This is a genomic window from Polyangium sorediatum, from assembly GCF_029946465.1.
GTDB lineage: Bacteria > Myxococcota_A > Polyangia > Polyangiales > Polyangiaceae > Polyangium > Polyangium fumosum.
The window spans coordinates 1-9,732 of the sequence record NZ_JARZHI010000139.1 but is presented as its reverse complement, the minus strand read 5'-3'; the positions used below and the strand labels follow the sequence as shown (position 1 = coordinate 9,732).

The 9,732-nt window shown below is 70.9% G+C and carries 8 protein-coding genes and 1 pseudogene; 3 read left to right on the top strand and 6 right to left on the bottom strand.

Going from position 1 to position 9,732, the window contains the following annotated elements; translation table 11 throughout:
- The 3 genes and pseudogenes from QHF89_RS49195 to QHF89_RS49185 form a co-directional block, all read left to right on the top strand.
- Positions 1-1,738 (top strand): annotated as a pseudogene (locus QHF89_RS49195) (hypothetical protein); the annotation flags it as partial.
- Positions 1,739-1,740: 2 nt separating this feature from the next.
- Positions 1,741-2,526, top strand: coding sequence for a hypothetical protein (locus QHF89_RS49190; protein WP_136970674.1), 786 nt, complete (start codon positions 1,741-1,743; stop codon positions 2,524-2,526).
- 1 nt (position 2,527) lies between these two features.
- Complete coding sequence (locus tag QHF89_RS49185; RefSeq protein WP_136970673.1) at positions 2,528-4,033, top strand: alginate export family protein; 1,506 nt, start codon at positions 2,528-2,530, stop codon at positions 4,031-4,033.
- A 110-nt stretch (positions 4,034-4,143) separates the two neighbouring features.
- On the opposite strand, the gene QHF89_RS49180 is transcribed toward QHF89_RS49185, so the two are convergent.
- The 6 genes from QHF89_RS49180 to QHF89_RS49155 form a co-directional block, all read right to left on the bottom strand.
- The gene (locus tag QHF89_RS49180) at positions 4,144-4,767 is read right to left on the bottom strand and encodes a YcbK family protein (RefSeq protein ID WP_136970672.1); all 624 of its coding nucleotides are present in this window, start codon (positions 4,765-4,767) and stop codon (positions 4,144-4,146) included.
- Positions 4,764-6,707 carry an ATP-dependent zinc metalloprotease FtsH gene (gene ftsH / locus QHF89_RS49175; RefSeq protein ID WP_136970671.1) on the bottom strand — a complete coding sequence of 648 codons (1,944 nt, stop codon included), beginning with the start codon at positions 6,705-6,707 and terminating at the stop codon, positions 4,764-4,766. The genes QHF89_RS49180 and ftsH overlap by 4 nt, the downstream gene beginning before the upstream one ends.
- 148 nt (positions 6,708-6,855) lie before the next feature.
- A complete protein-coding gene (tilS, locus tag QHF89_RS49170; RefSeq protein WP_284721991.1) occupies positions 6,856-7,746 on the bottom strand; it encodes a tRNA lysidine(34) synthetase TilS in 891 nt (296 codons plus the stop codon).
- Positions 7,743-7,937 (bottom strand): hypothetical protein, encoded by a 195-nt coding sequence (locus QHF89_RS49165; RefSeq protein WP_136930347.1) that lies wholly within the window; start codon positions 7,935-7,937, stop codon positions 7,743-7,745. Before QHF89_RS49165 ends, tilS begins: the two co-directional genes overlap by 4 nt.
- A 28-nt stretch (positions 7,938-7,965) precedes the next feature.
- A complete protein-coding gene (locus QHF89_RS49160; protein ID WP_136970669.1) occupies positions 7,966-9,339 on the bottom strand; it encodes a class I SAM-dependent RNA methyltransferase in 1,374 nt (457 codons plus the stop codon).
- Between the two features lie 73 nt (positions 9,340-9,412).
- A partial coding sequence (locus QHF89_RS49155) for a hypothetical protein (protein WP_425440861.1) occupies positions 9,413-9,732 on the bottom strand: 320 nt, incomplete at its 5' end.

Here is a 9,732-nt window from a genome sequence, read left to right as displayed (position 1 = left end):
TGCCGCGCAACCGCCGGCCGATTCGCCTGCGGCCGCCGCGGCTCGGCCGCTCGCCGCGACCGAGCCGCCGCCCGCCATGCCGCCGTCCGAGGTCGCGTCGCCGGCCGAGCTCGCGCCCGTGACGGCGCCCTCCCGCGTCGACGAGCTGCCCCCGGCGCCGCCTCCGCGCGAGCCGAGCACGACCGCGATCCTGCCGCCCGATCTCTCCAGCAGCGGTGTGTACACCAGCGCGCCCGTGATCCTTCCGCCCGATCTCCCCAGCAGCGGCGGGTACACCGGCCCGTCGATGGCGGGCGCGGTGAAGTTCCCGCACGAGGTGACGCGGACGATCCGGATCGACGGGCTGCTCGCCGATCCTTCGACGGCGCCGCTGCCCGAAAAAGAAGCGGCCGCGCGGGGTTCGTCCGGGGAGACGACGACGTTGCCCTCGGCGATGGACGAGGGCTCGTTCCGCGGGGCGCCGCCGCCTGCGGTGGAGATCGTCGGCGCGGGGCCGAACGCGCCGCTCCCGTACACGGACTCGCCGCGTGGACGCGCCGCGCTCGACGCGACGTCGGACGGGCTGCGCGCCGTGTCGCCCGAGCAAGCGTCGAGCACGTTGCCTTTGAAGGTGATCGCCACGAGCAGCGGTTTGCTCGTGATGATGGTGATCTCGGCGTTTTTCGTGGGTCGTTGCTCGGTCAAGCCGACGGTGGCCGGCGGCGGCGCGCGTTCGGCCCTGGCGAACACGGTGCGCGAGATCCGCGACGCCTTGCCGCAGCCGCCGAAGCCTTGCTGGGTGGCCAAGCAGCCCGTGCGCTGGGCGCCCGTCGTCTCGAACAAGGTCCCCTTCGAGCTCTTGCCGCTCGCCTCGGGCAACGTCTCGATCGGCTACGCGAAGAGCTCGGACGAGGCCGTCGGCATCGAGGTCACGCCGTCGAGCGGCCAGGTGAACGAAGGCTTCGTCGAGAAGGTCAGCGGCGATATCGATCGCGTCGCGCCGACCGGGACCGACAAGGGGTACTTCGTCGCCGCGAAGGAGGCGCCGGGCGCGCTCAAGTCGATCGTGCAGGTGCCCGCGTCCACGCCGTTTTTCCTGGGCGTCGCCGACGGCAGCCTCGCGACGGCGGATCGTGTCGACGCCGCGCCGCAAGCGCTCTGGCCGATCGCGGGGGCGGATCCGCTCGACGCTGCGCGCGTGGTGGTCGCGGACGACAAGGGTTATGCGCTCTCGTTCCGGCGCGACGGCGTGGTCATGGGCGGCTTCATCGGCCCGGATCGCAAGCCGATCGGCGAGCTCGTGAAGGTCGTCGGATCCGGCGGGCAGGTGGGCAAGCCGATGAGCGGATGGAACGGCCGCGAGGTCGCGATCCTGTTCGCCGATCGTCAGGACGATCAGAGCCCGTGGAAGATCCGGCTCGGCCACGCGCCCGTGGGATCGATCCCGGCGTCGACCGAGGTGATCGAGCTGCCGGCCGGAGGCCCCGGCGGCGACGCATTTGCGCCCGGGATCGCGGGCCTGCCGGACGGCCGATGGGTGCTCATCTGGACCGAAGGATCGGCGGGCGCGCGCGCCGTGCGTGCGCAGACGCTCGGCCCGGATTTCGTGCCGGTGGGGGATCCGATCGCGCTCTCGCCGCCCGCGGGCAACTTCGGTCAGGGCATGGCCGCGGTGGCGGGCGCGTACGTGACCGCGGTGTTCCTCCAGAGGGGCAAGTCGAGCTACGAGCTTTGGGGAGGCGTGCTCCAGTGCGGATGAGAGTGTCGTCGAGGCGAGCGTTCGCGTGGGCCTTCGTCGTGGCGGCGAGCCTGTCCTCGCTGCCCGCGTGTGGGCCCTCGTTGTCGCAGATCGAGCAGGGCAAGGCGATCACCACGAAGGAGGCCGCGCTCGACGACTTCTTCAAGTCCGTCGTCGCGCTGCGCGGCGAGGTCGATCGCGCCGAGAGTGATCGGAAGGCCGCGCGCGCCGATCTCGTGAAGGCGCTCGGCCTCGCGGAGACGGCCGAAGCCGGGGCGGCGCTGGAGGCGGCCGCGAAGAAGGCGAAGACGCTCGACGAGGCGGGCACGTCGCTGCACCTCGAGCTGACGCCCGACGCGAAGCTCCTCGTGCTCGCGCAGAAGCGAGGCAAGACGAGCGAGGATCCCGAGGCGCTCGCGAAGGCCGTGGAGCAATCGGTGAAGGCGTCGCTCGACGTGGCGCGGCGCATGGGCGAGCTCGAACAACGCGCGCGGTTCCTCGACACGAAACGGACGGAGCTGTCCGCGACGCCCGCGGCGAAATCGGGCGACGCCCCGCGCGAGCTCGAAGGCGCCCGGATCGTGCTCGCCGAGCTGCGCGGGCGCGCGACGACAGAGGCGGGGCTCGCGTCGTCGTTCGTCGTGGGCCTGGCGATGGCGCTGGAGACCGGCGCGGCCGACACGGCGCTCGCGAAGTTCACCGGCAAGGCGGCGCGCCCGCGGCCCGGCGGTGGGGGTGGCGGCGGAGGCGCGCCCGCGGGAGGATCCCCGGCGCCGAAGCCCAAGCCGAGCGACGATTTCGAGCCCTGACATGACGAAATTGAGACCCCACGTTTTCGCCGCGGCGGCCGCGCTCGCGCTCTCGCTCGCGAGCCCTGCCGCAGAGGCGCAGGCGACGCCGCTGCCCGAGTCGATCCCGGTCGGGTCCTTCACCTTCCGCCCCTCGTTCGAGCTGCGCGTGCGCGGCGAGTTCCGCACCGATCCGTTCGACATCGGCGGCGTGAACTTCACGCGCGGGGCGGTGCTCGAAGACGCGTACGGCTCGAACCTGCCGCCGCGCTTCGACGCGCCGACCTACATGACGCCGATCTACGCGTCGCAGTGGGCGGCGACGAGCCGCGCGCGGCTCGGCCTCGCGGTGGATCGAGGCCCGGTGACGGCGGCGATCGTGCTGCAGGACGCGCGGCCGATTGCGGGCTCCATGGGGTACAGCACGCTGCAAGGCAGCCAGCTCGGCGCGGGCCTCGGGCTCTTCGAGGCGTACCTCGACGTGCATCGCAAGAACCGCCGGCTGTGGTTCCGCCTCGGCCGCCAGCGCGTCGTGTGGGGCGACGGGCGTCTCGTCGGCGAGAGCGATTTCACGCAACGGCCGCGATCGCTCGACGCGGCGCGGCTCGGTTTGTCCTGGAAGGACATCGACGTCGAGCTGCTCGCGGCGCTCATCGGAACGTCGCCGTTCGGGGGGCTCGGCACTCTCGGCGGCGCGGCGGGAGGGGGATCGACGGGGAGCACGGACAGCAGCACGGTGCCCACGACGACGATCCAGCCGCAGACGGGCAGCCAGCTCTACGGCGCACACGCGGTCTTTCGCATCTTCCCGCTGCTCGCGATCGACGTGACGGCGCTCGCGCGGATCGTGCGCCCGCCCGTCGCCATCGACCTCACGCCGAGCGACACGTACGTGATCGACGCGCGCCTGTCCGGGGACTACCGCGGCGTTCGGTACGCCGTCGAAGGCGCGTACGAGCTCGGCCGCATTTCGAGCTTCGGCGCGAACCGCGATCTGCGCGCCTTCGCGCTCGCCGCGCGCGTCGCGTGGGAGACGGCGCTGCCGTGGCACCTCACGTTCGGCGCGTCGGGCGCGTACGCCTCCGGCGACAGCGGCAGCACCGACCCGCTCGCCGTGCAGACGCGCTTCGATCCCATCCTCCCCGAAGAGCGCCCGATGCACGGCCGCATGGGCCTCTACGCGTGGTCGAACCTCATCGAAGTCGGCGGCGACGTCTCGATGCGCCCGACCGACACGCTGTCGGTGAACCTCGGCTACCGCTTCGTCGGGCTCGCCAACCCGAAGGGCCGCTGGACGAGCGCGTCGCTCACTCCGATCGGCGCTTCGGCCACGAACGAGTCGCGCGTCCTCGGCCACCAGATCGACGCCACGGTGGGCCTGCGCGTCTGGGATCCGCTCGTGATCGAGGCCTCCTATGGCCTCTTCCTGACGGGCGAAGGCGCGCGGAACATCCTCCAGGCATCGAGCCGCGGCCAGCCCGACATGCAGCACTTCGCCTATCTCCAGGCCGTGCTGCGCGCGCCTTAGACCCGAGGGGGACGCCTCGCGTCCCCCTCTCGTCCAGGCAAGCCCGGCCGATTCACCCCCCGAGGCGAGCTCGCTTCGCGATTTCGCAGAGCGCCGAACCTTTCGGCGCTCTAGAACCCGCTCCAGCGCCGCTTCGGCCCCGTGTCGACGTGCACGAACCTGTCGCGTTTCCCCGCGTAGGTGCCGAGCCCGCCTTGCCACTTCGCCTGCAGGATCTCGGCGGCGAGCTTCGGGACGGCGAGCCCCTCGACGCGGAAATCGATCGCCATGCCGAGCGTGTGCTGGCTGTGCGACGCGACGTGCCGGCCCTTCTTGCGCATCACCTCGTTGCGCTTGGGGCTCCGGTAGCCGCTCACGATCTCGATCCGCGTGCCCTCGTGTTTCTTCGCGATCGTACGAAGCAGATCGAGCAGGCGTGGATCGATGCGCGTCTCCTGCTCGTAGCCATGGTCCGCGAGGAACGTGGAGAAACGCTCGATCGTGGGTTCGTCCTCGGTGAGCGCGAGTGTCTCCTGCGTGTGACCGTGCACGATCGTCGCGAGTGACTTCTTCGCGGGAGGTGCATCCGCTGCGGGATCCACGGGGCGTGGATCGAGCGATGGAGCAAGCGCCGCCGCGTCGATCACGGCGGCGGTGCTTTTGCGTGGGGGTGGGAGGGGAGCTTCGGAGAGGGGGGAGGGGACGGGCAGGGCGAACGCCGCGGCGACGAGGGCCGGGATCGCCCTGCGCCTCACGTGCTCGGAGCCGGCTTCGGCGCGCCGAAGATGCTGGCGGCGCGGCGCTTCTCCTTCGCGGCGCGCTCGCGGTCGGCGTAGGTCGGGATGACGACCTTCTGCCGCTCGGGAAGCTCGCGCCCGCCCACGATCGCGTCGACCTCCTCGGCGTCGAGCGTCTCGCGCTCGAGCAGGGCGTTCGCCAGCTTGTCGAGCGCCTCGCGGTGCTCGTCGAGCAGGCGGCGCGCCTCGGCGTGGCCGTCGAACACGAACTTGCGGACCTCGTCGTCGATCTGGTTGGCGACCGTCTCCGAGTAGTCGCGGCGCTGGCTCGTGAAGTCGCGGCCGAGGAACACGCTCTCCTCGTTCGCGGCGTACGAGATCGGGCCGATGACGTCGCTCATGCCGAACTCGGTCACCATGCGGCGCGCGAGGTTCGACGCTTGCTTGATGTCGTTGCCCGCGCCCGTCGTGAACTGGCCGAAGACGATCTCCTCGGCGACGCGGCCGCCCATCAGCACCGCGAGGCGCGCCTTCGCGAAGTCGCGCGACATGCTCAGGCGGTCTTCCTTCGGGAGCTGCTGCGTGATGCCGAGCGCCGGGCCGCGCGGGATGATCGTCACCTTGTGCACGGGGTCGGCGTTCTTTTCGAGCAGCTTCGCCACGAGCGCGTGGCCGGCCTCGTGCCACGCCGTCGTCTTCCGCTCCTCCTCGCTGATCACCATGCTGCGGCGCTCGGTGCCCATGAGGACCTTGTCCTTGGCCATCTCGAAGTCGACCATCGAGACGAGGTCCTTGTCCTGGCGCGCGGCGAGCAGCGCGGCCTCGTTGACGAGGTTTTCGAGGTCGGCCCCGACGAACCCGGGCGTGCCGCGCGAGATGATCTCGAGGTCGACGTCCGGACCGAGCGGCACCTTCTTCGTGTGCACGCGAAGGATGCCCTCGCGGCCACGCACGTCCGGGCGATTCACCACGATGCGCCGATCGAAGCGGCCGGGCCGCAGGATCGCGGGGTCGAGGACGTCCGGGCGGTTCGTCGCGGCGATGATGATCACGCCCTCGTTCGACTCGAAGCCGTCCATCTCGACGAGGAGCTGGTTCAGCGTCTGCTCGCGCTCGTCGTGACCGCCGCCGAGGCCCGCGCCGCGGTGCCGGCCGACGGCGTCGATCTCGTCGATGAAGATGATGCAGGGCGCGTGCTTCTTGCCCTGCTCGAACAGGTCACGCACGCGGCTCGCGCCGACGCCCACGAACATCTCGACGAAGTCCGAGCCCGAGATCGAGAAGAACGGCACGCCCGCCTCGCCCGCGATGGCCTTCGCGAGCAGCGTCTTGCCCGTGCCAGGCGGGCCCATCATGAGCACGCCCTTGGGGATGCGGCCGCCGAGCTTCTGAAACTTCTTGGGATCCTTGAGGAAGGCGATGATCTCTTCGAGCTCGTCCTTCGCCTCGTCGATGCCCGCGACGTCCGCGAACGTCACCTTGTTCTGCGACTCCGAGAGCAGCCGCGCGCGCGATTTGCCGAAGCTCATCGCCTTGCCGCCGCCCGCCTGGAGCTGCCGCATGAACAGGTAAAACATGACGAGGAGGAAGACCATCGGCAGGATGGTCACGAGCGCGCCCGACCAGAACGGCGACGCGTCCTCTTTCTCGAAGGTGACGGCGACCTTGTTGTCGACCAGCGTCTTCGTGATCTCGTCGGCGTTGTCCGGGCCGATCGTGACCTTTTTGACCTTCGAGTTGCTCTTCGGGTCCTTGACCCAGAACGTGTATTCACGATCCTTGATCGAGACGGAGTCGACGTGCGGGTCCTTCTCGCGATCGGCCTGAACCTGGCCCATGAACTCGCTGAACGCGACCTGCGTCGCGGGCGGGCGATCGGGGCTCAGGAACTGCCAGATCACGAGGAACATCATGATCAGCAGGACCCAAAGGAGGAGCGTCTTGTGCGATTGCTTCACGAGGATCCTCGGGTTGCCCGGCCCGATCTCCTCGGGACGAGCAGACTGCGTCCAAATGTAACGCTTCTTTGCGGCAGCATGCCACGCGGTGGCATGCCCGTCGATGGAAGCCAAGCCGCGCCGTCCATTCGGTAGCGACGCAGCTTGATCATTTCTTTTCGTTAAGGACGATCTTCCCGGATGGGAAGGTCACGTCGAGCTCTCGTCCCCCCTTCATACGAATCTTCACAATCCGAACGCCCTTTTTTTGGGCTTTTTCGATCGTCCTGCGTTGTGCCCGGCCGAGCTCGCTCATCGGGTCCTCCTCCGGACGGACGTCGTTCAGCATGTCCGCGAGGGCACAGAGATGGTCGATGATCCGCGGTGATAATTCCTCCATCAGGGGAATCAGCTCGCGGCGCACCCGGACACGCGTGAATCGAGGGTCGAGGTTGGAAGGGTCGCGGGCGTGGGCGATCGCGTGGCGATCGAGGTGAAGCAGGACGTCGGCCCGGCGCGCCCGGACGAGCGGGCGCACGAGGTCGCGCGGCGTGCCTCCGCCGCTCGGCGGTACGGGCGCAGGCGCGCGTGGTTCGAGCACGGCGAGCCCACGCGGGCCCGCGCCACGGAGCAAGCGGAGGAGGACCGTCTCGGCCTTGTCGTCGGCCGTGTGGCCCGTGGCGATCACGGCGGCGCCGCGCCGCGCCGCGGCGTCCTGCAGCGCCCGATGACGCGCCTCGCGGGCCCGCGCCTGGAGGTTTCCCCCCGGCTCGACGTCGAGCCGCGTGACCTCGAAAGGAACACCGAGCTTGTCGGCGAGCTCGGCCGCGAGCGCGAGTTCGTCCCGCGCCTCGGGGCGCAATCCATGATCGATCCCGTGCCCCACCACGTCGTGGCCGATCGTGCGGCGGAGCAGCGCGAGCACGTGGAGCAGCGCCGTCGAGTCGGGGCCACCCGAGCAGGCGACGAGCACGCGATCGCCGCGATCGAAGAGCGCTTCGTCGCGGATGGTGCGCTCCGCGAGGCGTCGTAACGAAGGCGGGTGCGAGGGCTTGGTCAACGGAGCTCGAAGGCCTTGCAGAAGACGACCTCGTCACGCGCATCGAGATCGGGCTCCTTGTGCATGACGTGCGGATACCCGAGCGAGCAACGATCGCCCTCCGGGTCGTATTGCGCGCAGTCGCCGCACGTGAACACGAGGCGAAAGCGGCGCGCCTCCTGCCGGAGCCGTTCGTCGACGGTGTGGATCATCCGGCGAGAGCGTAGCGCACGCGAGCGCTCAACGCGCCCCGCGGCGACGCACGAGGCGGGCCACGGTCTCGACGTGGCTCGTCTGCGGGAAGAGCTCGACCGTCTCCAGGTGCGTGAGCGAAAAGCCCGCGCGTGAGAGCACGCCGAGGTCCCGCGCGAGCGTGGCCGGATCACACGCGACGTAGACGATGCGTTGCACGCGCGAGGCCGCGATCGCAGCCGTCGCGCCCTCCGCGCCGGCCCGCGGCGGATCGAGCACGACGACGTCCACGCGCGGCGGAACCGGGTAAGCGTCCGCGTCGGTGGCGACGACCTTGCCCACGAGATCCCGCGCCGCGAGGTTCTCGCGGGCCGAGCGCGCAGCGCCCTCGTCCGACTCGACCGCGACGAACGACGCCGCCCCACGCGCGAGCAGGATCGAGAGCGTGCCGCTGCCGGCGAAGAGCTCGAGGACGTGCCCGTTCGTCGCTTCGTCTGCGCCTTCCCGCGACGCATCGACGTCCGCGCGGGCGAGCTCCGCCACGCGCCGAGCGAGCAGCGTCGCGCCGTGATCCGAGCTCTGTGCGAACGATCCGGCCGCGATGACGAGCGGCGCGCCGTCCGCGCCTTCGAGCACCGGCCGCGGATCCCCGAACACGGCCGGCGTCTTCGCGCCCTCCATGCGCACGCGCGCGCCGGCCCACGTGCCCTCCGCGACACGCCGATCGATCGCGGTCCACGCCGCGGGCGCGATCTCGCCGCGCCACGTCACATCCACGACGAGCCGCCCGCCCGCGCCTCGCGCGACCTGCACGTCGCCCTCACCCATCGAGCCCGCGAGCGCCGCCGGGATCTCGTCGAGCGCGCCGGCGATCGACGACGCGAGCACGATGCAGGTCGGCGTGGCGACGAGCGTGTGCGAGCCCGGGGCGCGATACCCGATCCGCACCCGACCTCGCTCGCCGCGCACGTAGAGCCGCGCGCGCGTGCGGTAGCCGAGCGGCTCGGGCGCGGCGTGCACGTGGATCGCGGGCGGCGCCTCGCCGGTTGCATGCGCGACCGCGCTCCGGACGATCTCCGCGTGCGCCGCTTCCTGCGCGCGCGGCGAGAGGTGCATGAAGTCGCAGCCACCACACGCGTCCACGTGCAAGCACGTCGGATCCACGCGATCGGGGCTCGCCTCGATCACCCGCAGCAGGCGCCCGCGCGCGGGTCGCGTGTTCCTGTCGACCTCGGCCTCCACGCGCTCGCCCGGCGCGGTGCCCGGCACGAAGACGGCCGTGCGATCGGCGAGCCGAGCCACGCCCGCTCCACCTGCGGCCAGGTTTTCGATGTGCAGGATCTCCGGGCGAAGCGCCTGTTTCGGCCTCGCCTGTTTGTCCCTGCGGTCCGGCTTTCCAGCGGGACGCGTTCCGTGCGGCATCGACGGAGACTACGTCACGACGAACGCACGTGCACCGCCCGCCCCGTCTTCGGAGCGAGCGGCCCGGTTCGTCTCACTTCATCGACACGCGTTGCGCCGTCACCTGGCCGGACACGACGATGACCGAGATGACCTTCGTCATGTCGCCCTTCTTGAGCGTGACCCGGTGCGAGCCCGGCTTGACCGAGATGTGCACGATCGGCGAGGGGCCGAGCGAGCGCCCGTTGTCGAGCACGTCGTCGCAGAACGGGTTGCACACGATCGTCAAGAAGCCCGGCTCGCCGGACGCGGCCGCGGCGCTCGCCGTCGCCGTGGGCGCGGCCGTGGGCGCGGCCGTCGCCGTCTTCGCGGTGGCGGGCGCGGTCCCGGGTCCAGGGCTCGGCGCGGCCGCAG

Bases quoted from the DNA above. Each gene is read 5' to 3' on its own strand.
- QHF89_RS49185 (WP_136970673.1), top strand. From the start codon at position 2,528: ATGACGAAATTGAGACCCCACGTTTTCGCCGCGGCGGCCGCGCTCGCG.
- QHF89_RS49165 (WP_136930347.1), bottom strand. From the start codon at position 7,937: ATGATCCACACCGTCGACGAACGGCTCCGGCAGGAGGCGCGCCGCTTT.
- QHF89_RS49160 (WP_136970669.1), bottom strand. From the start codon at position 9,339: ATGCCGCACGGAACGCGTCCCGCTGGAAAGCCGGACCGCAGGGACAAA.